The sequence below is a fragment of the Xanthomonas sp. 3498 genome (assembly GCF_014199795.1).
GTDB lineage: Bacteria > Pseudomonadota > Gammaproteobacteria > Xanthomonadales > Xanthomonadaceae > Xanthomonas_A > Xanthomonas_A rydalmerensis.
In genome coordinates this window covers 55,746-77,919 of record NZ_JACHOH010000010.1, presented here as the reverse complement: position 1 = coordinate 77,919, position 22,174 = coordinate 55,746, and the positions used below count along the sequence as shown (strand labels likewise).

Sequence of the window (22,174 nt, the reverse complement as noted above, 5' to 3'; positions counted from 1 at the left end):
GCGTTACTTGATCGTCTTCAGGTGCGTTTCGAAATCGGCGAAGCTCGGCCGCACGTCGGTCGGCAGGGTCTTGCGCGCGAATTCGAGGGCGATCTTCGGGTTGTAGCCGCGCAGGCAGGCCAGCAGCGCGGTCTTCACCGATTCGAAGATGCGGCTGTCCTGCTCGGCGCGCGCTTCCATCGCCGCCGACAGCGGCGAGACGAAGCCGTAAGCCATCAGGATGCCGAGGAAGGTGCCGACCAACGCCGCGCCGACGTGGTGGCCGATCTCCTCGATCGGGCCGCCGATCGCGCCCATGGTGATCACGATGCCCAGTACCGCGGCGACGATGCCGAAGCCGGGCAGGCCGTCGGACACCTTGCTCAGCGCATGCGCCGGGGCCATCGCCTCGTGGTGGTGCTTCTCCAGCTCCAGTTCCAGCAGCGGTTCCAGTTCGTGCGGCTCGATGTTGCTGCCGATCATCAGGCGCAGGCAGTCGGTGATGAAGTCGAGCAGGTGATGGTCGGCAAGCACCTTCGGGTAGTTGCCGAAGATCGCGCTGTCGGCCGGCCGCTCGACGTGGTCTTCCAGGGCCATGAAGCCGTCGCGGCGCGCCTTGTTCAGCAGTTCGTAGATCAGGGTCAGGGTGCTGCGGTAGTCGTCGGACTTGTATTTCGGACCCTTGAACACCCCCATCACGTCGGCGATGGTGGCCTTGACGATCTTGCCCGGGGTGCTGACCAGGAACGCGCCCAGCGCCGCGCCACCGATGATCATCAGCTCGTAGGGCTGCCACAGCGCGCCGAGTTTGCCGTGCGACAGCACGTAGCCGCCGACCACGCTGATGATGACGACGATGAAGCCAACGATGATGAGCATGGCGGGGCAGCCTGCGGGCCGAAGCGGGGACGCCCTAGATGTCGGCCCCACCGCGCCATTCTGAAGGTGTGAACTGTGCCGGGTTTTTGGCGGTGTGGGTGGCGGACCGGGTGCTCAACCGGTCATGCCGCTGTCGTGGCGGACGCATTTGAGCGTCTCGCCCACACCCGCCAGGGTCAGCGTGGCCTGGTCCGGCTGCGACTGCCAGAAGGTGTTTCCCAGCGCGTCGGCGTAGCGCGCGCCGGTGGCGGCGCCGGCATCGGTGCGCTGCATGTCCAGGCGGGTGCCGCGCACCTGCAGGGCCAGCCGCTCGCGCGCCGGATCGGCCGCCGCCTGCACCAGTTCCTCGCCGCAGCGCCATTGCATGGGCAGGGCATCGGCCTGCAGGCCGGGCGCGGCGGCGGGCGAAGGGGTGGCTGCTGTCGGCGTGGTCTGCGCCGGCGGTGGGGTGGGGCTGCGCTGGCAGGCGCTCAGGGCCAGTGGCAGGAGCAGGAGGGGAAGCAACGGGGTACGCATACCGGTGGTCTCCCTATGGCGGCGCGGCTGCGCCGGAATCAGGCCGGTTCGGTCTCGCCGCCGGCGCGGTGCAGCGGGTTGGGCAACGCCTGGCCCTGTTCGGTGAACTGCAGCGAGACCGAGTTCAGGCAGTGGCGCTCGCCGCTCGGCGGCGGGCCGTCCGGGAACACGTGGCCGAGATGGCTGTCGCAGCGGGCGCAGACGATCTCGGTGCGGATCATGCCGTGGCTGGTGTCGCGTATCTCGCGCACGTGGTCGGGGTGGTAGGGCGCGAAGAAGCTCGGCCAGCCGGTGCCGGAATCGAACTTGGCGCTGGAGCGGAACAGCGGCAGTCCGCACAGCCGGCAGGTGTAGACGCCCTCCAGCTTGTTGTCCAGGAACACGCCGCAGAACGGCGCTTCGGTACCGTGCTGCAGCAGCACCCGGCGTTCCTCCACGTTCAGGTCGCCGATCAGGCGCTCGCGCTCGGCAGTGGTGGGAGGCGTGAGGTCGAATCGGCTCATGGCGGGACCCGTGGCTGGAGGAGGGGAAAACAACATGAGGGCTGTACGCGGCGGATCAAGCGCGCCGTACCGCGTCGACGCGGCCTCGGCGATGCGCTAGCGTGGAACGCTCCCCCGGCCCATCGACGGAGCCACCGTGAACCGCTTGCTGCCCTGCGTTGCCATCGCCCTGCTCGTGCCGGCGCTTGCCGCCGCGCAGAGTCTTCAGCCAGTCCCCGGCGCACCGGCCGGCAATCGCGACGCCAATACCCTGCAGTCCGCGCCGCCGCCGGCGCCCTCGGTGGCCAGCCGTCTCGACGAGCGTGCGCCGGCATCGACGACCGCTCCCAGTGCCGCGCCTGTGCCGTCCAACCTGGACGACCGGCAAGGAAAGACTCGGCACACGCGCCCGGCCAGCCCGGCAGTGCCTGCGGCCGCGGTCGCCGACCCCTCCGCACGCCGTCCGGTGCGCCTCTACGACCGCAGCGGGCAGGTGGTTCCCGGAGCGATGCAGGTCGGCCCGAACCGCGCGCTGGACACCCGCACCGGCCGTTATTACGACACCGTCCCCAGCGGCGACGGCGTGCGCATCCAGGAGTGATGCGCTTGCACCCGGGCGACGAACGCGCGGCGAACGCCGCGTGGCCGCCATCCTCACAAATCGGTTTCTAGACTGGCGTACCGGCCGCGATTGCCGCGGCGCCATGTTTCGCAGGAGAACCGATGAGCAAGCTTCCCGACAACACCCTGATCGTCGTCGCCGACCGCACCAGCGCGCGCCTGTTCCGGGTCAACCTGGCCGGCGAGACCGCGCTGCTGGAGCAGACCGAAGTGCTGAACCCGACGCCGATCGAGGGCGTGGAGGACGGCGACCGGCCGATGACCATGGATGAGGCCGGGTTCGTGCGCCAGGTGGCCGAGCGGCTGTACCAGGACGCGTTGCGCGGACAGGTGGAGCACCTGATGCTGGTCGCCGACCCGCACACGCTTGGGCAGTTGCGGCCGCTGCTGCACAAGGAGGTCCAGAAGCGGGTGGTGGCGGAACTGGCCAAGAACCACGCCAATTCCTCGCGCGACGATCTCGAGAAGCTGCTGGTCTCCTGACCTGCATCCCGCGCGAAACGCTCAGTCGGCGATCGGCAGGCTGAGCGTTTCCTTCACTTCCTCCATCACGATGTAGCTCTTGGACTCGCGCACGTGCGGCAGGGTCAGCAGAGTGCTGCCCAGCAGCTTGCGGTAGGACGCCATCTCGCTGATGCGCGCCTTGAGCAGGTAGTCGAAGTCGCCCGAGACCAGGTGGCACTCGAGCACGTTGGGCAGCTTCAGCGCGGCGCGGCGGAACTCCTCGAAGATGTCGCCGGACTTGTAGGCCAGGCTGATCTCCACGAACACCAGCAGACTGGCCTTGAGGTAGTGCGGGTCCAGCCGCGCGTAGTAGCCGGTGATGGCGCCGTCGCGTTCCAGCCGGCGCACCCGCTCGGTGCAGGGCGTGGTCGACAGGCCGACCCGTTCGCCCAGTTCGGTGAAGGAAATGCGCCCTTCCTGCTGCAGGATGCGCAGGATCTTGCGGTCGATCTTGTCCAGTTCGCGGAGGCGTGCGGCCATGCGGGTGGGTCTCAGGGGTTTGGCCTGCCAGGTCGGCAGAAGTCAGGGGAAAATCCTGGGTTGCGCTGCCTATACTGCACCGAACTTCTGCCCTGGCGCCATCCAGCCAGGGAATTGATCCGAACGGAGTAGGCGCATGCGGGTTCTGGTTCTCGGCAGCGGTGTGATCGGCACGGCCACGGCGTGGTATCTGGCCCGCAGCGGCTGCGAGGTGACGGTGGTCGACCGCCAACCGGCGGCCGGGCTGGAGACCAGCTACGCCAATGCCGGCCAGGTCTCGCCCGGCTACGCGTCGCCGTGGGCGGCGCCGGGGGTGCCGCTGAAGGCGCTGAAATGGCTGTTCCAGCGCCATGCGCCGCTGGCGATCACGCCGACCGCCGACCTGCAGCAGTACCTGTGGCTGGCGCAGATGCTGCGCAATTGCACCGCCGAGCGCTATGCGATCAACAAGGCGCGGATGGTGCGCCTGTCCGAGTACAGCCGCGACTGCCTGGACCAGCTGCGCGCCGAGACCGGCATCGCCTACGAAGGCCGCCAGCTCGGCACCACCCAGCTGTTCCGCACCCAGCAGCAACTGGACGGCGCGGCCAAGGACATCGAGGTGCTGCGCGAGTACGGCGTGCCCTACGAACTGCTGGACCGTGCCGGCATCGCCCGGGTCGAGCCGGCCCTGGCCAGCGCACCGGCGACCCTGGTCGGCGCGCTGCGCCTGCCCAACGACCAGACCGGTGACTGCCGCCTGTTCACCCAGCGCCTGGCGGCGATGGCGGCTGCGGCCGGCGTGCAGTTCCGGCAGGGCGAGACCATCGAGGCGCTGCACGCCGATGGCGATCGCATCGACGGCGTGCGCATCGGCGGCCGGCTGGAGCGCGCCGACCGCTACGTGGTCGCGCTGGGCAGCTATTCGCCCGGCCTGCTGGCGCCGCTGGGCATCCGCCTGCCGGTGTACCCGCTGAAGGGCTATTCGCTGACCCTGCCGATCCGCGACGCGGCGTTGGCGCCGACCTCCACCATCCTCGACGAGAGCTACAAGGTCGCGATCACCCGCTTCGACGAGCGTATCCGCGTCGGCGGCATGGCCGAACTGGCCGGCTTCGATCTGTCGCGGCCGGCGCGGCGCCGCGCCACGCTGGAGAAGGTGGTCAACGACCTGTACCCGCACGGCGGCGACCTGGCCGCGGCCGAGTTCTGGACCGGGCTGCGTCCGGCCACCCCGGACGGCACGCCGGTGGTCGGCGCCACCGGCTACCGCAACCTGTTCCTCAATACCGGCCACGGCACGCTGGGCTGGACCATGGCCTGCGGCTCCGGCCGCTACCTGGCCGACCTGATGGTCTCACGGCAGCCGCAGATCAGCGGCGAGGGCCTGGACATCTTCCGTTACTCCCGCGGTTCCGCCGCGTCCGTCGCCGAGGCCGTCGCGTGCGCCCAGCCCGTGCATTGATCGACCTCGACGCGCTGCGCCACAACTACCGCCTGGCCCGGCGGCTGAGCGGCGGCAAGGCGCTGGCGGTGGTCAAGGCCGATGCCTACGGGCATGGCGCGGTGGCCTGCGCGCGCGCGCTGGACGGCGAGGCCGACGGCTTCGCGGTGGCCTGCATCGAGGAGGCGCTGGAACTGCGCCAGGCCGGTATCGCCGCGCCGATCCTGCTGCTGGAAGGCATCTTCGACGCCGACGAATTGCCGCTGGTCGCCGAACACCGGTTGTGGTGCGCGGTGGCCTCGCCCTGGCAGGTGGAGGCGATCGCCGCCTTCGCCGCGCCGCAGCCGCTGTGCCTGTGGCTGAAGCTGGACAGCGGCATGCACCGGCTGGGCCTGGCGCCGGAGGAGTTCCGCGCCGCGCATGCGCGCCTGAGCGCGTTGCCGCAGGTCGAGCGGCTGGTGCTGATGAGCCACTTCGCCCGTGCCGACGAACTGGACAGCGCACGTACCCGCGAGCAGGTGGAGGTGTTCCGCCAGGCCACTGCCGGCCTGGCCGGCGAGACCAGCCTGTGCAATTCGCCGGCACTGCTGGGCTGGCCTGAGCTGCACAACGACTGGGGGCGGCCGGGGCTGATGCTGTACGGCGCCGACCCGTTCGCCGCGACGGCGGCACTGCCCGGCGAACTGCGCCCGGTGATGACCCTGCAGTCCAAGGTCATCTCGGTGCGCGACCTGGGGCCGGGTGAGCCGGTCGGCTACGGCGCGCGCTTCGTCGCGGCGCGGCCGACCCGGGTCGGGGTGGTGGCGATCGGTTATGCCGACGGCTATCCGCAGTTCGCGCCCAACGGCACGCCGGTGCTGATCGACGGCGCGCCCGGCGAACTGATCGGGCGCGTGTCGATGGACATGCTGACCGTGGATCTGACCGACCACCCGCAGGCCGGACTCGGCAGCGAGGTGCAGTTGTGGGGCGCGCAGCCGCGTATCGATGCGCTGGCCGGGCGCTGCAACTCCAGCGCCTACCGGTTGCTGTGCGGCCTCAAGCGCGCGCCGCGCACTTATCTCGGCGGTTGACCCGTGCCTGACGGCGCCGGCGCGATGCCGGCGCCGCGCGGACGGCTTCAGCGCTCGGCGACCGCGCTGTCCTTGTTGCGGAACTGGCGGCGCAGCCAGTCGTCGAGCATGCGTTTTTCGTAGCGCAGCGGATCGGTGCTCAGGCCGACCGAGCTGTTGTACAGGTAGCTCGGGTCCATCAGCTTCGGCTGGCCCTGCGCCAGCACCTGGCCGTCGGCGCCGTACAGGGTGAAGTCGAGACTGATCCGCGGCGGGTACAGGTCGCGCATCACCCGCACGTCGTTCCAGTTCGGGCCGTGCCAGGGCTCGTAGTCGCCGGCGCGCTTGATGTCGGTCAGTTTGATGTCCAGGCGCTGGCCGGGCTGCAGTTGCTTGGCGGCCTGCTTTTGCAGGTAGGCGGCCAGGTCCTGCACCCAATCGCCGCGTTCGGCTTCCCAGCGGTTGCGGCTCTGCCGCAGTTCGCTGAAGGTGGCCGGATCGGCCCAGCTGACCTGCACCGGGCCGTCGCTGGCGAGGCTGCGCGGCGCCTGCGGGTCGGTGACGTTACGGATCTCGGCGGAGGCGCCGCCCGCCCACAGGCAGGCAACAGCCAGCGCCGTCCAGGCATAGCGGATCTTCATGGCGGATCTCCAGGAGGCGTGTGTCCAGTGTGTGCCTGTGCCGGCGCGCCCGCAATCGCGGCGAGGCGTGCGGCGAGCACCGTTGGCCGCGGATTCATCCGCTCCGGCGTGACGGCCGGCTCACATCGCCTCGCCGCCTGCTTCACGGTGCGCGCGCGAGCATGGAGGCCACTCGAGTGATGCGGGGATCGCATGAAGACGCCGTTGTTCCACCACGCCCATACCGGTAGCGATGTGCGGCTGCAGTTCATCGAGTGGGCCAAGCGCCACGGGCACAGCCCGGCCAGTGGCGCGGCCGCGTTCGTCGAGCACCAGGCCAACCTGGACGAGGCGGCGCGCCAGCTGCGCCTGAACCCGGGCGACGACGTGCGCCATCTGTTGCGGCGCTACCTGGTCTCGCTCGGCGAGGCGCAGGACGTGGCCGTGCAGTTCCCGCCCAGTTACCACTACCGCAGCCCGCAGGGGCAGAGCTTCCGCTATACGCTGACGCTGGTGCTGGCCGAAGACGGCGTGGAGTGGAAGGCGCGGGTGTGGGCCGGCCTGGAGTACCTGGGCCTGATCGTCGGCCGCGGGGTCGGCCCGCGTGCCAACTACACGCGATTGGCGCGGATGGCGGTGGAGCACGAGCTCGCCAGCGACGCACCGCGTTTCACGCTCGGCTGAGCGGTTCAGGAAGCTTGTCATGTCCGTCGTGAGCGCACCCCAGCGACCCGTGATCCCCGCAGAATGCCGTCGGCAATGCCGGCAGCTGGGGGCGGCACGCGTCCAGCAACTGCTGGAATCCTCGCCGCCGCCGCCGTGGCGCGAGGAAGCCGAGCGTTGGCTGGAAGAGCAGGCCTTGCGCAGCGCGCGCCTGACCCAGTGGCTGGTGTTTGCCGGGATCGGTCTCTCGCTGCTGGGCATCGTCCTGGTGATCGCCTTCTTCTGGTGACCCGGTTCCCGCAGGTGCAGCGTGCCCCTGGCTTGACGGCGGCGGAGTGGCTTAACAAGATGGGGGTTCCGCCTCGCCGTTCCTAGCGCGTCGTTGTTGCGCCGCGGATGCAGGGCACCGTCGTCGTCCGTTGCCGTAGGCCGCTTCCAGAGTTACTCCGTCATGCATGCCAGCCCAGAATCCACCTCGTCTTCGTTCGCGCAGGCGACGGACCTGCAGTACCGCGAAATCTTCGACAAGATCGATTCCGGCTTTTGCGTGATCCAGATGCTGTTCGAAGGCGAGCGCGCGGTCGATTACGTGTTCCTGCAGGTCAATCCGGCCTTCGAGCGCGAGACCGGCCTGCGCGAGGTGGTCGGGCGGCGCATGCGCGACATCTCGCCGACCCACGAGGAGCACTGGTTCCAGCGCTACGGCGAGGTGGCGCTGAGCGGCCGCTCGGCCAAGTTCGAAAACTTCGCCACCGCGCTGGACCGCTGGTGGGCGGTGGATGCGTTCCGCGTCGGCGCGCCGGAACTGCGCCAGGTCGCCGTGCAGTTCCTCGACATCACCGAGCGCAAGCGGATGGAGCGCGACCTGGCCGAGAGCGAGGCGCGCTTCAGCGCGCTGGCCGAGGGCCTGCCGATGCCGGTGTGGGTGCTGGACGCCCAGGGCGAGCTGCGCTTCACCAACACTGCCTACGCCGAGTTCTTCGGCATCGATCTGGACACCGATGGGGTGCGCCCGGGCTGGGGCGATGTGCTGCATCCGGAGGATGTGGGCGTGTTCGCCTACGAACTGCGCAACGCGCTGCACGACCAGCGCAATCTGCGTGCGCTGGCGCGCGCGCGCCGCCACGACGGCGAATGGCGCTGGGTGGAAATGACCGCGGTGCCGCGCTACTCCGCCGAGGGTAAGTTCATCGGCCTGGCCGGCAGCAGCCCGGACGTCACCGAACGCCGCGACATCGAACTGGCGCGCGAGCAACTGCTGGAGTCCGAGCGCAGCGCGCGCAACGCCGCCGAGAGCATGGCGCGGCTGAAGGACGAATTCCTGGCGACGCTGTCGCACGAACTGCGCACGCCGCTGACCACCATCCTCGGCTGGAGCGATCTGCTGCTGCAGCGGTTGCCGCCGGGCGACCCGAGCAGCAAGGGCCTGTCGGTGATCGCCAGTAGCGCGCGTGCGCAGCAGCGGCTGATTTCCGACATGCTCGACCTCAGCAGCATGCTGCTGGGCAAGGTGCAGTTGGAAGTGGAGGCGCTGGACCTGGCCGAGCAGGTGCGCGAGGCGATGCGCGCGCAGGAGCCGGTGGCCGAAGGCAAGGACCAGGCGCTGACCCTGCAGGCGCCCGCGCAGCCCTGCATGGTGCTGGGCGACGCCACGCGCCTGCAGCAGGTGTTCTGGAACCTGTTGTCCAATGCGATCAAGTTCACCCCCGCGCACGGGCGCATCGCCCTGGCGATCGAGCTCGACGACGATGGCGAGCACGTCAGCGTCGCCGTGCGCGATTCCGGCGACGGCATCCCGCCGGAATTCCTGCCGCACCTGTTCGGCCGCTTCCGCCAGGCCGACAGCACCACCACGCGTCTGCACGGCGGCCTCGGCCTGGGTCTGGCGATCGTGCAGCAACTGGTGGAGATGCACGGCGGCCAGATCAGCGCATTCAGCGAAGGCCGCGACTGCGGCTCGGTGTTCACCGTGCGCCTGCCGCTGCACCGCGACGCGCCGGGCTCGCGCCCGCTGCGCGAAGTGCGCGCCTTCGCGATGGCCGAACAAGTGGTCGAGGCGTATTCGCTCAAGGGCGTGCGCCTGCTGGCGGTGGAGGACCAGCCGGACATGCTCGACTACCTGCGGCGCCTGCTCGAGGAGCAGGGGGCCGAAGTGGTCGCGGTGGGCTCGGCCAGCGAGGCGCTGGAGGTGCTCGATGACGGCGGCCATGCGGCGATCGACGTGATGGTCACCGACATCGGCATGCCGGGCATGGACGGCTACGGCCTGATCCGCACCGTGCGCGAGAACATGGGTCTGAGCGCGGACGACCTGCCGGCGGTGGCAGTGACCGCGCTGGCGCGTGCCGACGATCGCCAGCGCGCGCTGCAGTCCGGCTTCCAGGAGCACCTAGCCAAGCCGTACAGCGTGGCGCAGCTGGTGTCTGCGGTGCGCTTCGCGCGGCAGCGCTGACTGCCGGCTCACACCGGCGGCGCTAGGGTGCAGCGGTCCCCATACGGAGTCCGCCGATGACCCAGTTTGCCGAGCGTATCCACACCGACCAGGCGCAGATCCAGGCGCTGGAAGCGTTGATCCTGCAACTGCCCGGTCAGTCGCATGTGCGCATCGAACTGACCGACGGCAGCGTGTGCTTTGGCACCGTGTCGGTGCGCCCCAGCATCCAGCAATTCCGCGATGCCGACGGCAACGAAGGCAGCAATGCGCAGGTGCGCATCGACGATCTCGACGATCCGGCCCAGCACCGTTACCTGTGGCTGGACGAAATCCGCAGCGTGCGCCAGCTGCCGCCGCGGCCCTGGGATAGCGATCCGCGCGGCGACGCCTCTTGACGCATCTTTCACTTTTTCCGCGGCGGGGCTGGGCATCATCGGCGTTCCCCCGTGTTCCCGGATATCCAAGACGCATGACCATGTCTTCGCCGATTCGTGCCCGTTGGGTGTTGTGTGCGCTCAGTGCCGCCTTGCTCGCTGCCTGCGGCGACACCGCCAAGCACCCCATCGAGGACGGCATGGGGCCGAACCCGGTGCTGCCCGATCCGGTCAAGCGCATGATCCCCACGGTCAAGGTCGCCGAGGTCAAGCGCTGGGCCGATGGCGCCGCGCCGGTACCGGCCGCCGATCTGGCGGTGCAGGCCTTCGCGCGCGATCTCGACCATCCGCGCTGGCTGTACGTGCTGCCCAACGGCGACGTGCTGGTCGCCGAGACCGCCGAGCCGCCGGCGCCGGAAAAAGAGAGCAGCGGGCTGCGCGACAAGATCCAGGGCGCGATGATGTCCAAGGCCGGTGCCAGCGTGCCCAGCGCCAACCGCATCACCCTGCTGCGCGATGCCGACGGCGACGGCGTCGCCGAAGTGCGCACGCAGTTCCTCAAGGGCCTGTATTCGCCGTTCGGCATGGCCCTGGTCGGCGACCGCCTGTACATCGCCAATGCCGATGCGCTGGTCAGCTTCCCGTACAAGGACGGCGACACCCAGATCACCGCCGCGCCCAGCTTCGTCGCCAACCTGCCCGGCGGCATCAACCACCACTGGACCAAGAGCCTGCTGGCCAGCCGCGACGGCAAGAAGCTGTACGTGGGCGTCGGCTCCAACAGCAACATCGCCGAGAACGGCATGGAGCAGGAACTCAACCGCGCCGCGATCCTGGAAGTGGACGCGGCCAGCGGCGCCACCCGCGTGTTCGCCAGCGGCCTGCGCAACCCGGTCGGCCTGGCCTGGCAGCCGGGCACCGACACGCTGTGGACCGTGGTCAACGAACGCGACGAACTCGGCAGCGATCTAGTCCCCGATTACCTGACCTCGGTACGCGAGGGCGGCTTCTACGGCTGGCCGTACAGCTATTACGGCCAGCACGTGGACGAGCGCGTGCAGCCGCAGAACCCGGAGATGGTGGCCAGCGCGATCAAGCCGGACTATGCGCTGGGCGCACACACCGCCTCCCTGGGCCTGGCCTTCTACGAGGGCGCGCTGCTGCCGCCGACCTACCGCGGCGGCGCCTTCATCGGCCAGCACGGCTCCTGGAACCGCAACCCACCGTCGGGCTACAAGGTGATCTATGTGCCCTTCGCCAATGGCAAGCCCAGCGGCAAGCCGCAGGACGTGCTGACCGGCTTCCTCGACGCCGAAGGCCGCGCGCAGGGTCGCCCGGTCGGCGTGGCGGTGGACAAGCCCGGCGCGCTGCTGGTCGCCGATGATGTCGGCAACGTGGTGTGGCGGGTGACGCCCAAGCCGGCTAAGTGAGCGGCAGCAGGCATCAGGCCTGCCTGTCCGCATCCAATCGTAGGAGCGGCTTCAGCCGCGACCGGACTTCACCATGGAGGCCCTGTCGCGGCTGAAAGCCGCTCCTACAAAAGTTCTCGCCAACGCGTCGTGGCACAGGGCCTGAAGCATCTCGCGCATCGCATTGCGCGCGGTTGCGCCGTGCGAAGAAGGCCGCAGATGCACCTGTGGGAGCGGCTTCAGCCGCGACGGGCACTACCAGGAATGCCCATCGCGGCTGAAACCGCTCCCACATTGGACATTGGCCGCGTCTGTGGCCGTAAATCGCGCGGTGCAGCGGCATGCGAGCACCACGGTCCGTGTGGGTCGGGGCGGACGGCGCGTGGATCGGCCGCGGCTCCTCGCCACTCGAGCATGGTCAAAAACCTTGTGTAGAAGCGGCATCGGCCGCGACCAGGGCCTTGCCGAGAAAGGCCCCGATCACGGCCGACGCCGCTCCTACAACGTGTGCCTGCGCCGACTATCCGGCATCAATGCTCCACCGGCGCCGGCTCCACGCCGAAACGGCGGGCGTAGCCACGTTCGTTGAACACGCGCTCCACTTCGGTGTCGCCCAGTTCCGGGGCGGCGTAGACGGCATAGACCACGCTGCCGTCGTCGCGCGCGCCGCGCTGGTGCAGGCGGTAGCGCGGGCGCCCGGTGCCGGTGTTCTCCGGGTAGTGCAACGGCGGCTGGCTGCCATCCAGGTCCACTTCGCTGTTGTCGACGACGCCGCCGATGAACACTGCGCGCATGCTGCCTCTCCGGTCATTGGGTGTCTTGCAGCCTAGGCGCGGCGATGTTGCCGGAACATCAATGATGCGTTGGATTCGCGCAAAACCGGGGTCGCGGCGCGCTGCCGGTAGAATGCGCGTCCCTGTTCCGATGACCATGCCAGATGCCGGCCGCGCAAGACGCTCCCCTCGATACCCTGTTCCTGCCGTTTTCCCAGGGCGTGCTGCGCTGGCCTGCCGGCAAGGTGCTGTTCCTGCGCGCCCGCGACGGCTGGGTGCTGCGCCAGCACGCGCAGTCGGCGCAATTGGTCTGCGAGCAGGACTACCGGCCGTTCGCCAGCGCGCTGCAGCAGGGTGGCTGGACCGTGCGCGCCGAGCAGGACGGCGCCGCCGATGCCGGCGGCTACGCGCTGGTGCTGGTGCTGCCGCCGCGCCAGCGCGAGGAGGCGCGGGCGCTGCTGGCGCGCGCCGTGGCGCTGGCCGCGCCGGGCGGCGTGGTGGTGGCCTGCCAGGCCAACAACGAGGGCGCGCGCTCAGGCGAGGACGACCTGCAACAACTGGCCGGCCTCGGCGGCAAGTTGACCAAGCACCACTGCCGGGTCTACTGGACCGCGCCGCTGCACGGCACCCACGACGCCGCGCTGCAGCAGCGCTGGGCGAAACTGGACGCGGTGCGGCCGATCCTGGACGGGCGCTTCCGTAGCCGCCCCGGCGTGTTCGCCTGGGACCGCATCGACCCGGCCTCGGCGCTGCTGGCCGAGCACCTGCCCGCCGACCTGCGTGGCCGTGCCGCCGATCTCGGCGCCGGCTACGGCTACCTGTCGGCGGAACTGCTGGCGCGCTGCCCGCAGCTGACCGCGCTGGACCTGTTCGAGGCCGACGCGCGCGCGCTGGCGCTGGCGCGCGCCAACCTGGCGCAGTCGCCGACCGGGACGACGCTGGGTTTCCACTGGCACGACGTGACCACCGGACTGCCGGGGCAGTACGACGTCATCGTCAGCAATCCGCCGTTCCACGCACCGGGGCGACTGGAACGGCCGGACATCGGCCGGCGCTTCATCGCGGTGGCGGCGCAGGCGCTGGCGCCCGGCGGGCGGCTGTTCCTGGTCGCCAACCGCCATCTGCCCTACGAGGCGGTGCTCGACGCCAGCTTCGGCGCGACCGAGGTGCTCGCCACCCGCGACGGCTTCAAGCTGATCCACGCGGTGCGCAGCCGCGGCGGAGCGCGCCGATGAAACTGGTCAAGCACCTGGCCAACCTGGGCTACGGCAGCCGCAAGCAGGTGGCGCTGATGTTCCGCGAAGGCCGCATCACCGACGCCGAGGGCGAGGTGCTGTACGCCGACGACCAGGTGCCGCACGCGGCGATCCGGGTTGACGGTGAGCCGCTGGATCCGCCGCCCGGGCTGATCCTGGCGCTGCACAAGCCGGTCGGCTACACCTGCTCGACCAAGGATCCGGGACGCATCGTCTATGACCTGCTGCCGCCGCGCTTCCGCCTGCGCTCGCCGTTGCTGTCCACGGTCGGGCGGCTGGACCGCGACACCAGCGGCCTGCTGCTGATGACCGACGACGGCGCGCTGCTGCACCGCATCGTCTCGCCGAAGGCACGCCTGGCGAAGGTCTACGAGGCCACCCTGGCCGAGGATCTGTGTGGCGACGAAGCGGCGCAGTTCGCCAGTGGCACGCTGATGCTCGAGGGCGAGACCACGCCGCTGCTGCCGGTGGCGCTGGAAACGCTGGGGCCGCGGCAGGTGCGCGTCGCCCTGCACGAAGGCCGCTACCACCAGGTGCGGCGCATGTTCGCCGCCGTCGGCAACCACGTGACCGCGCTGCACCGCAGCCGCATCGGCGGCTTTGCGCTGGGCGATCTACCCCCGGGACAGTGGCGGGTGCTGGAGGCAGCGGACGTGGCGGTGCTGTTCGAGGGCCGGGAGTAGGGATTGGGGATTCGGGATTGGCAAAGGCGCGATGCGCCTCGCACCGCCGCGATCCTGCTGTTACGAATCCCCAATCCCGAATGCCTAATCCCGGCCGTCAAGCGCCCGCTTCCAGCCCTCCAGCCCCAGCTTCTCCAACGTCTGCAGATTGCGCTCGACGATCACGTCCGCGTCCGGGAACGCGGCCACCGCGCGTTCCACGCTGTCCTCGCGCAACAGGTGCAGGGTGGGGTAGGGCGCGCGGTTGGTGTAGTTGCCGATGTCCTCCGGCGCCGTGCCGGCAAACTGGTACTGCGGATGGAAACTGGCCACCTGCAGGATGCCCTGCAGGTCCAGCGCCTCGACCGCGGCGTCGGCGTTGTCGAGGAAGTCGTTGTAGTCTAGGAAATCCTGCAGCACATCCGGGTGCACGATCAGCGTGGTGTCGATCTGCTCGGCCGGGGTGTCGCGCAGCAGCACCAGTTCCTCGGCCAACTGTTCGAGCAGCGCCTCCGGGGTGCTCGCATCGCTGAGCACGTAGCGGATCTGCTGCTTGACGTGCACCGCCTTGGCGAAGGGGCACAGATTCAGGCCGATCACCGCGCGTTCCAGCCAGCGGCGGGTGTCGCCCAGGTAGTCGGGCGCGTCGTTGGGCGTGGGGGTCTGCATCGGTGCTGGCGTTGCCTAGGGGAGAAGAAGCAGGCGATTGTAGGCGCTGTCCAGCCAGGCCGGCCGTTCCAGGTACATCTCCCGGATCAACTGCATGATCAGCGGGAGCAGGTCCGAACTGTCGTTGCGGCGGTGGCTGAGGATGATCGGCGAGGTGGCGCGTTCATCGTCGAGCAGACGGTAGTGCAGGTCGCGGCGCAGTACCCGGACCGAGGTGGGGATGACGCAAAGGCCCAGGTCGGCGGCCACCAGGCCCAGCGCGGTCTGCAGTTCGCGCACCTCTTGCACCGCCAGCGGGCGGATGCCGCGGTCGCGCAGCAGCGACAGCACCTGGTCGGCGAAGCTCGGCCGCGGTTGGCTGGGATAAACGATCAATCGCTGTGCGGTCAGCGCTTCCGGCGCCAGCGGGGCGTCGGACGTGGCCAGCGGATGGTCCATCGGCAGCGCCACCGCCAGGCGCTCCTCGCGCAGCACGAAGCGCTCCACCATGTCGTCGTCGTGGCGGATGCGGCCGATGCCCAGATCGATGCGGCCGGTCTTCAGCGCCTCGATCTGCTCGCCCGACATCAGCTCCAGCAGGCGGATATCCAGGTCGGGACGCTGTTGCCGCAGGCGCCGCACCAGGGTCGGCAGGCCACCGTAGAGGGAGGAGGCGACGAAACCGATCGAGAACACGCGTTGCTCGCTGCGGCCGAGCCGGCGCGTGGCGTCCTGCATCTGTTCCACGCGCCCGAGGATCTGCAGCGCCTCTTCGTAGAGCAGCTTGCCGGCATCGGTGAGGCGCAGCGGGCGGCTGCTGCGCACCAGAAGGCGCGTGCCCAGTTGTTCCTCCAGTTGCTGGATCTGCCGGCTCAGCGGCGGCTGGGCGATGTGCAGCAGCTCGGCCGCGCGGGTGAAGTTGCGCTCGCGAGCGACGGCGACGAAGTAACGCAGTTGGCGCAGTTCCATTGTGGTCGATGTGCTCTTTGGGTATGTTGCACTGCAAAAAAGCCAGATCAAACAGGTATCGCGAGAGGAAAATACCAGAAAGGTATGATGGAAAGACCCACATAGTCTTGGACGCGCGGACGGTGGCGGCGCAGTGTTGTCCGCATGAACCCGTTGCCGCACGCCCCCCATCGCGCCGCCCCGACCATCGACCGCGTCGAGACCCTGCTGCTCGACCTGCCGACTATTCGCCCGCACCGTCTGTCGGTGGCGACCATGCAGGGCCAGACCCTGATGCTGGTGCGCCTGCACTGCTCCGATGGCGTGGTCGGCGTGGGCGAAGGCACCACCATCGGCGGCCTGGCCTACGGCGCGGAGAGCCCGGAAGGCATGAAGCTGGCGATCGACCGCTACCTGGCGCCGCTGCTGACCGGTGCCGACGCCAGCGGCGTGCAGGCGCTGATGCAGCGCATCGGCAAGCAGGTCAAGGGCAATCATTTCGCCAAGTGCGCGGTGGAGACCGCGCTGCTGGACGCGCAGGGCAAGCGGGTCGGGCTGCCGCTGAGCGAGTTGCTGGGCGGGCGCCTGCGCGAGCGCCTGCCCGTGGCCTGGACCCTGGCGTCTGGCGACACCGCGCGCGACATCGCCGAGGCCGAGCAGATGCTGGACCTGCGCCGCCACCAGGTGTTCAAGCTGAAGATCGGTGCGCGGCCGCCGGCCGATGACATCGCCCACGTGGCCGCGATCAAGCGTGCGCTGGGCGCGCGCGGCGCGGTGCGGGTCGACGTCAACATGGCCTGGAGCGAGGCCGAGGCGGTACGCGCGCTGCCGGCGCTGGCCGATGCCGGCTGCGAGCTGGTCGAGCAGCCGGTGGCCTCGCGCGACGCGATGCAGCGGCTGATGCAGCGCTTCCCGCTGGCGCTGATGGCCGACGAGATCCTGGCCGGGCCGGAGAGCGCGTTCCTGGCCGCGCGGGCGCCGGCGGCCGACGTGTTCGCGGTGAAGATCGAGCCGTCCGGCGGGCCGATCGCCGCGCAGAAGGTCGCCGCCATCGCCGAGGCGGCCGGCATCGGCCTGTACGGCGGCACCATGCTGGAAGGGCCGATCGGCACCATCGCCTCGGCGCAGGTGTTCGCCACCTTCCCGCAACTGCAGTGGGGCACCGAACTGTTCGGGCCGCTGCTGCTCACCGAGCACCTGCTGACCGAGCCGCTGCGCTACGCCGACTTCCATCTGCATCTGCCCACCGGCCCCGGCCTGGGCATCGCGCTGGACGAGGCGCAGGTGCAGGCCTTCCGCCGCGATCGCGGCCGCAGCGTGGTGGCGATCAGCACCACCATGGAGGACTGACCATGCTGTTCCACGTGACCATGGACGTGAATCTTCCCGCCGACATGCCGCCGGAGCGCGCCGAGCAGCTCAAGCGCGAGGAGAAGGCGCGCTTCCAGGAACTGCAGCGCGACGGCCGCTGGCGGCACATCTGGCGGGTGGTCGGGCAGTACGCCAACGTCAGCATCTTCGACGTGGCCGACAACGCCGAGCTGCACGCGCTGCTGCTGTCGCTGCCGCTGTTCCCCTACATGCGCATCGCGGTGACTCCGCTGTGCCGCCACCCCTCGTCGCTGTACGCAGACGATCGTTAGACCCCATCCGCGGGCGCTCCCATGGTCGGGGCGTCTCAAGGCAGCCAACGCAACCAAGCGCAGAGAAGGAACACCACGATGAGCATCAAGATCTTCGAGACTCGGCAGGTGCAGGAATTCCTGCGTACCGTCAGCGGCCTGGACCAGGCGGCCGGCGATGCGCGCGTGAAACAGATCGTGCACCGGGTGCTGTCGGACCTGTTCAAGGCGATCGACGATCTCGACGTGACGCCGGACGAGTACTGGGCGGCGATCGCCTGGCTCAACGACCTGGGGGCGGCCGGGCAGGCCGGGCTGATCTCGCCCGGGCTGGGCCTGGACCACTTCCTGGATCTGCGCCTGGACGCCATCGACGCCGCGCTGGGCATCGACAATCCGACCCCGCGCACCATCGAAGGGCCGCTGTACGTGGCCGGCGCGCCGGTGGCGCAGGGCTTCGCCCGGCTCGACGACGGCACCGACGAAAATGGCCACACCCTGATCATGCACGGCACCGTGTATGGCGCCGACGGCCAGCCGCTGCCCGGCGCCAGCGTCGAGGTCTGGCATTGCGACACGCGTGGGTTCTATTCGCACTTTGACCCCACCGGCAAGCAGGCGCCATTCAACATGCGCCGCACCATCCTCGCCGACGACAACGGCCAGTACCGTTTCCGCAGCATCGTGCCCAAGGGCTACGGCGTGCCGCCGGGCAGCCCGACCGAACGGCTGCTGTTCGCGCTCGGCCGGCATGGCCAGCGTCCGGCGCACATCCACTTCTTCATCGGCGCCGACGGCCACCGCAAGCTGACCACGCAGATCAACATCGCCGGCGATCCGCTGGTCGACGACGACTTCGCCTACGCCACCCGCGACGGCCTGGTGCCGGCGATCGTGGAGCACAGCGACCCGGCCAGCATCGCCGCCAACGGCGTGGATGGCCCGTTCGCCGAGATCGCCTTCGATTTCCACCTGACCCCGCTGGTCGACGGCGTCGACAACCAGGCCAATCCGCTGCGCCGCCGCGCCGCGGCCTGATCCCACCATCGCGTGATGCGGCCGGCGCCGTCTCGGCCACGCCGCCCGCTTCCACGCTTCCAGGAGACAACGCCATGTCCGCCGTCATCGACAAAGCGGCTGCGCTGGATGCGCTGCTCGCGCATGCCATCGAGCACGATCCCGCCGAGGGCCGGTTCCGTTGCCGCCGCGACATCTTCACCGACGCCGATCTGTTCGAGCTGGAGATGCAACACCTGTTCGAGGGCAACTGGGTGTACCTGGCGCACGAGAGCCAGATCCCGAACGAAAACGACTACTACGCCACCTATATCGGGCGGCAACCGGTGGTCGTCACGCGCGACAAGCAGGGGCAACTGCACGCGCTGATCAACGCCTGCGCCCACCGCGGCGCCATGCTGTGCCGACGCAAGCACGGCAACAAGGGCAGCTTCACCTGTCCGTTCCACGGCTGGACCTTCTCCAACAGCGGCAAGCTGCTCAAGGTCAAGGACGAGAAGACCACCCAGTATCCGCCGCAGTTCGGCCAGAACGGCAGCCACGATCTCAAGCAGGTGCCGCGGTTCGAGAACTACCGCGGTTTCCTGTTCGGCAGCCTGCGCGAGGACGTGGCGCCGCTGGAGCAGTTCCTCGGCCAGGCGCGGTTGATCGTCGACCAGATCGTCGACCAGGCGCCGCAGGGGCTGGAGGTGTTGCGCGGCAACTCCTCCTACATCTACGACGGCAACTGGAAGCTGCAGATGGAGAACGGCTGCGACGGCTACCACGTCAGCACCGTGCACTGGAACTACGCGGCCACCATGAGCCGGCGAAAGCAGGAAGGCACGCCGGCGGTGGATGCCGCCAGCTGGAGCAAGAGCGTCGCCGGCGTCTACGGTTTCGAGAACGGCCACCTCCTGTTGTGGACCAAGACCATGAACCCCGAGGTGCGCCCGGTGTACGCCCATCGCGAGGAGCTCGCGCAGCGGTTGGGTGCCGAGCGTGCCGCGCTGATCGTCGAGCAGACCCGCAATCTGTGCCTGTATCCGAACCTGTTCCTGATGGATCAGTTCTCCACGCAGATCCGCGTGATCCGGCCGATCGACGTCGACCGCACCGAGGTCAGCATCTTCTGCTTCGCCCCGAGGGGCGAAAGCGCCCAGGAGCGGACCCTGCGCATCCGTCAGTACGAGGATTTCTTCAACGTCTCGGGCATGGGCACCGCCGACGACCTGGAGGAGTTCCGTGCCTGTCAGGCCGGCTATGCGGCCACCGCCGCGCCGTGGAACGATCTCAGCCGCGGCGCGCCGCTGTGGATCGAGGGGCCGGACGACAACGCGCGGCGCATGGGCCTGAAACCGCTGCTGTCCGGCGAGCGCAGCGAGGACGAAGGCCTGTTCGTGCGCCAGCACGCCTACTGGGCGCAGGCGATGCGCGCGGCGATCGCGCGCGACCGGGCGGAGGGCGTATGAGCGTCGACTACCAGGCCATCTGCGCCTTCCTGTACCGCGAGGCGCGGCTGCTCGACGATCGCCAGTGGGACGAATGGCTGACCCTGTACGCCGAGGATGCGACGTACTGGATGCCGGCCTGGGACGACGACGACCGCCTCACCGACGACCCGCAATCGCAGATCTCGCTGATCTACTACGCCGACCGGTCCGGCCTGGAGGACCGCGTGTTCCGCATCAAGACCGAACGTTCCGGCGCCTCCACCCCGGAGCCGCGTACCGCGCACCAGGTGAGCAACGTCGAGGTGCTGGCCGCGCGCGGACGCGAGATCGAGGTGCGCCACAACTTCCACACGCTCAGTCACCGCTACAAGGTCACCGACCAGTTCTTCGGCACGACCTCGCTCACCTTGCGCCAGGAGGGCGATGCGCTGCGCATCGCGCGCAAGACCATCGTGCTGAAGAACGACTACATCCGCCAGGTCGTCGACATCTATCACGTCTGACCGGGCCGCACCGCGAGCAACCGCCATGTCCTATCGCATCGCACTGAACTTCGAAGACGGGGTCACCCGCGTGATCCACTGCACCGCGGGCGAAACGGTGCTCGATGCCGCGTTCCGCCAGCGGATCAACCTGCCGATGGATTGCGCCGACGGCGTGTGCGGCACCTGCAAATGCCGCGCCGAAAGCGGGCGCTACACGCTCGGCGAGGACTACATCGAGGACGCGCTCAGCGCCGGGGAGGCCGCCGCCGGCCTGGTGCTGACCTGCCAGATGCGTCCGGATTCCGACTGCGCGCTGGCGGTGCCGGCGACGTCGGCCGCGTGCAAGACCGGCAGCGTGCCGTTCCAGGCGACGCTGGCGTCGGTGCGCGCGCACGCCGACGCCGCCCTGGAGCTGACCCTGCAGCCGGTCGGCGAGGTTCCCGACTTCCTGCCCGGCCAGTACGTCAACATCGCCGTTCCCGGCAGCGGACAGGCCCGCGCCTACTCGTTCAGTTCGCCGCCTGGCGCTTCCGAACTGACGTTCCTGATCAAGCGCGTACCTGGCGGATTGATGAGCGCCTGCCTGGATGCGGCCACGCCGGGACAACGGTTCGATCTGAGCGGCCCGCTGGGCAGTTTCTATCTGCGCGAGGTGACGCGGCCGCTGCTGATGCTGGCCGGCGGCACCGGCCTGGCGCCGTTCCTGTCGATGCTGGCGCAACTGGAGGCCAGCGGCTGCGCGCAGCCCGTGCACCTGGTGTATGGCGCCACCCGTGGCGCGGACCTGGTCCTGGTCGAGCGCCTGCAGGCGCTCGCCGAACGCGTGGCCTGGTTCGACGTCACCACCTGCGTGGTCGATCCGGCGGCCGGCCACCCGCGGACCGGCTACGTCACCGATCACCTGCCGGCGCAGGCGCTGCACGACGGCGATGTGGACGTCTATCTGTGCGGCCCGCCGCCGATGGTCGAGGCGGTGCGTGCGCACTTCCAGCAGCGTGGCCTGGTGCCGGCCAACTTCCACTGCGAGAAGTTCGTCGCCAACACGGCGGCGCCGGCCCAGGAGCGCGCCGCGTGAGCCCGCGCTTCGCCGGCAAGGTGGTGGTGGTCACCGGCGCCGCGCAAGGAATCGGCCGCAGGGTCGCCGAGCGCGCCGCCGCCGAGGGCGCGCGGCTGGTGCTGGTGGATCGCGCCGAGCACATCGTCGAACTGGAGCAGGCGCTGGCGCCGGCGGAGGCGGCGACGCTGGTGGCCGACCTGGAGGACTACGCCGAGAACCTGCGCGCCATGGCGTTCGCGCATGCACGAATGGGGCGGATCGATGTGCTGGTCAACAACGTCGGCGGCACCATCTGGGCCAAGCCCTACGCGGCGTATGCGCCGGACCAGATCGAGGCCGAAGTGCGGCGTTCGCTGTTTCCCGCGCTGTGGGGATGTCGGGCCGTGCTGCCGTATCTGATCGAGCAGGGCGGCGGCGCGATCGTCAACGTCTCTTCCATCGCCACCCGCAGCATCCACCGCGTTCCCTACGGTGCCGCCAAGGGGGGAGTCAACGCGCTGACCGCCTGCCTGGCGTTCGAGTACGCAGGGCAGGGGATCCGGGTCAACGCGGTCGCGCCGGGCGGCACCGACGCTCCGCCGCGGCGGGTGCCGCGCAATGCCGAGCCGCAGAGCGCGCAGGAGCAGGCGTGGTACCAGGACATCGTGGCGCAGACGCTCGATTCGAGCCTGATGAAGCGCTACGGCACGCTCGACGAGCAGGCCGCGGCGATCCTGTTCCTTGCCTCGGACGAGGCCTCCTACATCACGGGCACCGTGCTGCCGGTCGGCGGAGGCGACCAGGGATGAGGCGCGCGGGCGACCGTCCGTGCGTTGGCGTTGTCCCGCGTCTTCGCCT

At 69.5% G+C, this 22,174-nt stretch carries 25 protein-coding genes and 1 pseudogene; 18 read left to right on the top strand and 8 right to left on the bottom strand.

Going from position 1 to position 22,174, the window contains the following annotated elements:
• Positions 1-3: 3 nt before the first annotated feature.
• The 3 genes from motA to msrB all read right to left on the bottom strand — a co-directional run bounded on the left by motA (position 4) and on the right by msrB (position 1,877).
• The gene (gene motA, locus GGR66_RS20695) at positions 4-858 is read right to left on the bottom strand and encodes a flagellar motor stator protein MotA (RefSeq protein WP_160968126.1); all 855 of its coding nucleotides are present in this window, start codon (positions 856-858) and stop codon (positions 4-6) included.
• A gap of 114 nt (positions 859-972) precedes the next feature.
• Complete coding sequence (locus GGR66_RS20690; RefSeq protein WP_184450399.1) at positions 973-1,374, bottom strand: MliC family protein; 402 nt, start codon at positions 1,372-1,374, stop codon at positions 973-975.
• A 38-nt stretch (positions 1,375-1,412) separates the two neighbouring features.
• The gene (msrB, locus tag GGR66_RS20685) at positions 1,413-1,877 is read right to left on the bottom strand and encodes a peptide-methionine (R)-S-oxide reductase MsrB (protein WP_160968122.1); all 465 of its coding nucleotides are present in this window, start codon (positions 1,875-1,877) and stop codon (positions 1,413-1,415) included.
• Positions 1,878-2,013: 136 nt separating this feature from the next.
• Here msrB and GGR66_RS20680 point away from each other — a divergent pair, with 136 nt between their 5' ends.
• Positions 2,014-2,457 (top strand): hypothetical protein, encoded by a 444-nt coding sequence (locus GGR66_RS20680; protein ID WP_184450396.1) that lies wholly within the window; start codon positions 2,014-2,016, stop codon positions 2,455-2,457.
• A 122-nt stretch (positions 2,458-2,579) separates the two neighbouring features.
• Positions 2,580-2,960: a host attachment protein gene (locus GGR66_RS20675; RefSeq protein WP_048492458.1), complete on the top strand. Its 381-nt coding sequence runs from the start codon at positions 2,580-2,582 to the stop codon at positions 2,958-2,960.
• Positions 2,961-2,981: 21 nt separating this feature from the next.
• Here GGR66_RS20675 and GGR66_RS20670 read toward each other — a convergent pair whose 3' ends face one another.
• A complete protein-coding gene (locus tag GGR66_RS20670) occupies positions 2,982-3,461 on the bottom strand; it encodes an Lrp/AsnC ligand binding domain-containing protein (RefSeq protein ID WP_017908762.1) in 480 nt (159 codons plus the stop codon).
• 136 nt (positions 3,462-3,597) lie between these two features.
• Between GGR66_RS20670 and GGR66_RS20665 the strand changes: the two genes are divergently transcribed.
• Together GGR66_RS20665 and alr are read left to right on the top strand one after the other, a co-directional pair.
• Positions 3,598-4,905 carry a D-amino acid dehydrogenase gene (locus GGR66_RS20665; protein ID WP_184450394.1) on the top strand — a complete coding sequence of 436 codons (1,308 nt, stop codon included), beginning with the start codon at positions 3,598-3,600 and terminating at the stop codon, positions 4,903-4,905.
• On the top strand, positions 4,884-5,957 hold the full coding sequence (alr, locus tag GGR66_RS20660; RefSeq protein WP_184450392.1) for an alanine racemase: 1,074 nt from the start codon (positions 4,884-4,886) through the stop codon (positions 5,955-5,957). Before GGR66_RS20665 ends, alr begins: the two co-directional genes overlap by 22 nt.
• Before the next feature lie 47 nt (positions 5,958-6,004).
• Here the strand turns inward: alr and GGR66_RS20655 are convergent, their stop codons facing one another.
• On the bottom strand, positions 6,005-6,577 hold the full coding sequence (locus tag GGR66_RS20655; RefSeq protein ID WP_184450390.1) for a DUF3016 domain-containing protein: 573 nt from the start codon (positions 6,575-6,577) through the stop codon (positions 6,005-6,007).
• Between the two features lie 192 nt (positions 6,578-6,769).
• Between GGR66_RS20655 and GGR66_RS20650 the strand changes: the two genes are divergently transcribed.
• The 5 genes and pseudogenes from GGR66_RS20650 (at position 6,770) to GGR66_RS20630 (ending at position 11,457) form a co-directional block, all read left to right on the top strand.
• Positions 6,770-7,240, top strand: coding sequence for a hypothetical protein (locus GGR66_RS20650; RefSeq protein WP_184450389.1), 471 nt, complete (start codon positions 6,770-6,772; stop codon positions 7,238-7,240).
• Positions 7,241-7,259: 19 nt separating this feature from the next.
• A complete protein-coding gene (locus GGR66_RS20645) occupies positions 7,260-7,508 on the top strand; it encodes a hypothetical protein (RefSeq protein WP_237475366.1) in 249 nt (82 codons plus the stop codon).
• A 219-nt stretch (positions 7,509-7,727) separates the two neighbouring features.
• Positions 7,728-9,671 (top strand): annotated as a pseudogene (locus tag GGR66_RS20640) (ATP-binding protein); the annotation flags it as partial.
• A gap of 56 nt (positions 9,672-9,727) precedes the next feature.
• Positions 9,728-10,048, top strand: coding sequence for a DUF3247 family protein (locus GGR66_RS20635; protein ID WP_184450385.1), 321 nt, complete (start codon positions 9,728-9,730; stop codon positions 10,046-10,048).
• A gap of 74 nt (positions 10,049-10,122) precedes the next feature.
• Positions 10,123-11,457 (top strand): sorbosone dehydrogenase family protein, encoded by a 1,335-nt coding sequence (locus GGR66_RS20630; protein ID WP_184450383.1) that lies wholly within the window; start codon positions 10,123-10,125, stop codon positions 11,455-11,457.
• A gap of 509 nt (positions 11,458-11,966) precedes the next feature.
• Here GGR66_RS20630 and GGR66_RS20625 read toward each other — a convergent pair.
• On the bottom strand, positions 11,967-12,230 hold the full coding sequence (locus GGR66_RS20625; protein ID WP_017908770.1) for a hypothetical protein: 264 nt from the start codon (positions 12,228-12,230) through the stop codon (positions 11,967-11,969).
• Between the two features lie 143 nt (positions 12,231-12,373).
• Here GGR66_RS20625 and GGR66_RS20620 point away from each other — a divergent pair, with 143 nt between their 5' ends.
• Positions 12,374-13,444: a methyltransferase gene (locus GGR66_RS20620; RefSeq protein ID WP_184450381.1), complete on the top strand. Its 1,071-nt coding sequence runs from the start codon at positions 12,374-12,376 to the stop codon at positions 13,442-13,444.
• Entirely contained in the window at positions 13,441-14,148 is a 708-nt protein-coding gene (locus tag GGR66_RS20615) for a pseudouridine synthase (RefSeq protein ID WP_184450379.1), read from the top strand. The genes GGR66_RS20620 and GGR66_RS20615 overlap by 4 nt, the downstream gene beginning before the upstream one ends.
• Positions 14,149-14,232: 84 nt before the next feature.
• Here GGR66_RS20615 and GGR66_RS20610 read toward each other — a convergent pair whose 3' ends face one another.
• Positions 14,233-14,796 carry a DUF1415 domain-containing protein gene (locus tag GGR66_RS20610; protein ID WP_184450377.1) on the bottom strand — a complete coding sequence of 188 codons (564 nt, stop codon included), beginning with the start codon at positions 14,794-14,796 and terminating at the stop codon, positions 14,233-14,235.
• 15 nt (positions 14,797-14,811) lie between these two features.
• A complete protein-coding gene (locus tag GGR66_RS20605) occupies positions 14,812-15,744 on the bottom strand; it encodes a LysR family transcriptional regulator (protein WP_184450374.1) in 933 nt (310 codons plus the stop codon).
• 144 nt (positions 15,745-15,888) lie between these two features.
• Here GGR66_RS20605 and GGR66_RS20600 point away from each other — a divergent pair, with 144 nt between their 5' ends.
• From GGR66_RS20600 to GGR66_RS20570, 7 genes are all read left to right on the top strand, one after another.
• Positions 15,889-17,073: a muconate/chloromuconate family cycloisomerase gene (locus tag GGR66_RS20600; protein ID WP_184450372.1), complete on the top strand. Its 1,185-nt coding sequence runs from the start codon at positions 15,889-15,891 to the stop codon at positions 17,071-17,073.
• A 2-nt stretch (positions 17,074-17,075) separates the two neighbouring features.
• The gene (gene catC, locus GGR66_RS20595; protein WP_184450369.1) at positions 17,076-17,366 is read left to right on the top strand and encodes a muconolactone Delta-isomerase; all 291 of its coding nucleotides are present in this window, start codon (positions 17,076-17,078) and stop codon (positions 17,364-17,366) included.
• 78 nt (positions 17,367-17,444) lie between these two features.
• Positions 17,445-18,383 carry a catechol 1,2-dioxygenase gene (gene catA, locus GGR66_RS20590; protein ID WP_184450367.1) on the top strand — a complete coding sequence of 313 codons (939 nt, stop codon included), beginning with the start codon at positions 17,445-17,447 and terminating at the stop codon, positions 18,381-18,383.
• A 74-nt stretch (positions 18,384-18,457) separates the two neighbouring features.
• Complete coding sequence (locus tag GGR66_RS20585; protein ID WP_184450365.1) at positions 18,458-19,813, top strand: Rieske 2Fe-2S domain-containing protein; 1,356 nt, start codon at positions 18,458-18,460, stop codon at positions 19,811-19,813.
• A complete protein-coding gene (gene benB / locus GGR66_RS20580; RefSeq protein WP_184450363.1) occupies positions 19,810-20,298 on the top strand; it encodes a benzoate 1,2-dioxygenase small subunit in 489 nt (162 codons plus the stop codon). Before GGR66_RS20585 ends, benB begins: the two co-directional genes overlap by 4 nt.
• Before the next feature lie 25 nt (positions 20,299-20,323).
• Positions 20,324-21,355 carry a benzoate 1,2-dioxygenase electron transfer component BenC gene (benC, locus tag GGR66_RS20575; protein WP_184450361.1) on the top strand — a complete coding sequence of 344 codons (1,032 nt, stop codon included), beginning with the start codon at positions 20,324-20,326 and terminating at the stop codon, positions 21,353-21,355.
• Positions 21,352-22,125, top strand: a complete 774-nt coding sequence (locus tag GGR66_RS20570; protein ID WP_184450359.1) for a 1,6-dihydroxycyclohexa-2,4-diene-1-carboxylate dehydrogenase — start codon at positions 21,352-21,354, stop codon at positions 22,123-22,125. The genes benC and GGR66_RS20570 overlap by 4 nt, the downstream gene beginning before the upstream one ends.
• Positions 22,126-22,174 lie beyond the last annotated feature (49 nt).

Excerpts from the sequence above, each read along its gene's own strand:
- GGR66_RS20610 (WP_184450377.1), bottom strand. The coding sequence starts at position 14,796 with ATGCAGACCCCCACGCCCAACGACGCGCCCGACTACCTGGGCGACACC.
- GGR66_RS20655 (WP_184450390.1), bottom strand. The coding sequence starts at position 6,577 with ATGAAGATCCGCTATGCCTGGACGGCGCTGGCTGTTGCCTGCCTGTGG.
- GGR66_RS20670 (WP_017908762.1), bottom strand. The coding sequence starts at position 3,461 with ATGGCCGCACGCCTCCGCGAACTGGACAAGATCGACCGCAAGATCCTG.
- GGR66_RS20650 (WP_184450389.1), top strand. The coding sequence starts at position 6,770 with ATGAAGACGCCGTTGTTCCACCACGCCCATACCGGTAGCGATGTGCGG.
- msrB (WP_160968122.1), bottom strand. The coding sequence starts at position 1,877 with ATGAGCCGATTCGACCTCACGCCTCCCACCACTGCCGAGCGCGAGCGC.
- catA (WP_184450367.1), top strand. The coding sequence starts at position 17,445 with ATGAGCATCAAGATCTTCGAGACTCGGCAGGTGCAGGAATTCCTGCGT.
- GGR66_RS20675 (WP_048492458.1), top strand. The coding sequence starts at position 2,580 with ATGAGCAAGCTTCCCGACAACACCCTGATCGTCGTCGCCGACCGCACC.
- GGR66_RS20605 (WP_184450374.1), bottom strand. The coding sequence starts at position 15,744 with ATGGAACTGCGCCAACTGCGTTACTTCGTCGCCGTCGCTCGCGAGCGC.
- GGR66_RS20615 (WP_184450379.1), top strand. The coding sequence starts at position 13,441 with ATGAAACTGGTCAAGCACCTGGCCAACCTGGGCTACGGCAGCCGCAAG.
- benB (WP_184450363.1), top strand. The coding sequence starts at position 19,810 with ATGAGCGTCGACTACCAGGCCATCTGCGCCTTCCTGTACCGCGAGGCG.
- GGR66_RS20645 (WP_237475366.1), top strand. The coding sequence starts at position 7,260 with ATGTCCGTCGTGAGCGCACCCCAGCGACCCGTGATCCCCGCAGAATGC.
- catC (WP_184450369.1), top strand. The coding sequence starts at position 17,076 with ATGCTGTTCCACGTGACCATGGACGTGAATCTTCCCGCCGACATGCCG.
- GGR66_RS20690 (WP_184450399.1), bottom strand. The coding sequence starts at position 1,374 with ATGCGTACCCCGTTGCTTCCCCTCCTGCTCCTGCCACTGGCCCTGAGC.
- GGR66_RS20600 (WP_184450372.1), top strand. The coding sequence starts at position 15,889 with ATGAACCCGTTGCCGCACGCCCCCCATCGCGCCGCCCCGACCATCGAC.
- GGR66_RS20620 (WP_184450381.1), top strand. The coding sequence starts at position 12,374 with ATGCCGGCCGCGCAAGACGCTCCCCTCGATACCCTGTTCCTGCCGTTT.
- GGR66_RS20625 (WP_017908770.1), bottom strand. The coding sequence starts at position 12,230 with ATGCGCGCAGTGTTCATCGGCGGCGTCGTCGACAACAGCGAAGTGGAC.
- GGR66_RS20635 (WP_184450385.1), top strand. The coding sequence starts at position 9,728 with ATGACCCAGTTTGCCGAGCGTATCCACACCGACCAGGCGCAGATCCAG.
- GGR66_RS20585 (WP_184450365.1), top strand. The coding sequence starts at position 18,458 with ATGTCCGCCGTCATCGACAAAGCGGCTGCGCTGGATGCGCTGCTCGCG.
- benC (WP_184450361.1), top strand. The coding sequence starts at position 20,324 with ATGTCCTATCGCATCGCACTGAACTTCGAAGACGGGGTCACCCGCGTG.
- GGR66_RS20630 (WP_184450383.1), top strand. The coding sequence starts at position 10,123 with ATGACCATGTCTTCGCCGATTCGTGCCCGTTGGGTGTTGTGTGCGCTC.
- motA (WP_160968126.1), bottom strand. The coding sequence starts at position 858 with ATGCTCATCATCGTTGGCTTCATCGTCGTCATCATCAGCGTGGTCGGC.
- GGR66_RS20665 (WP_184450394.1), top strand. The coding sequence starts at position 3,598 with ATGCGGGTTCTGGTTCTCGGCAGCGGTGTGATCGGCACGGCCACGGCG.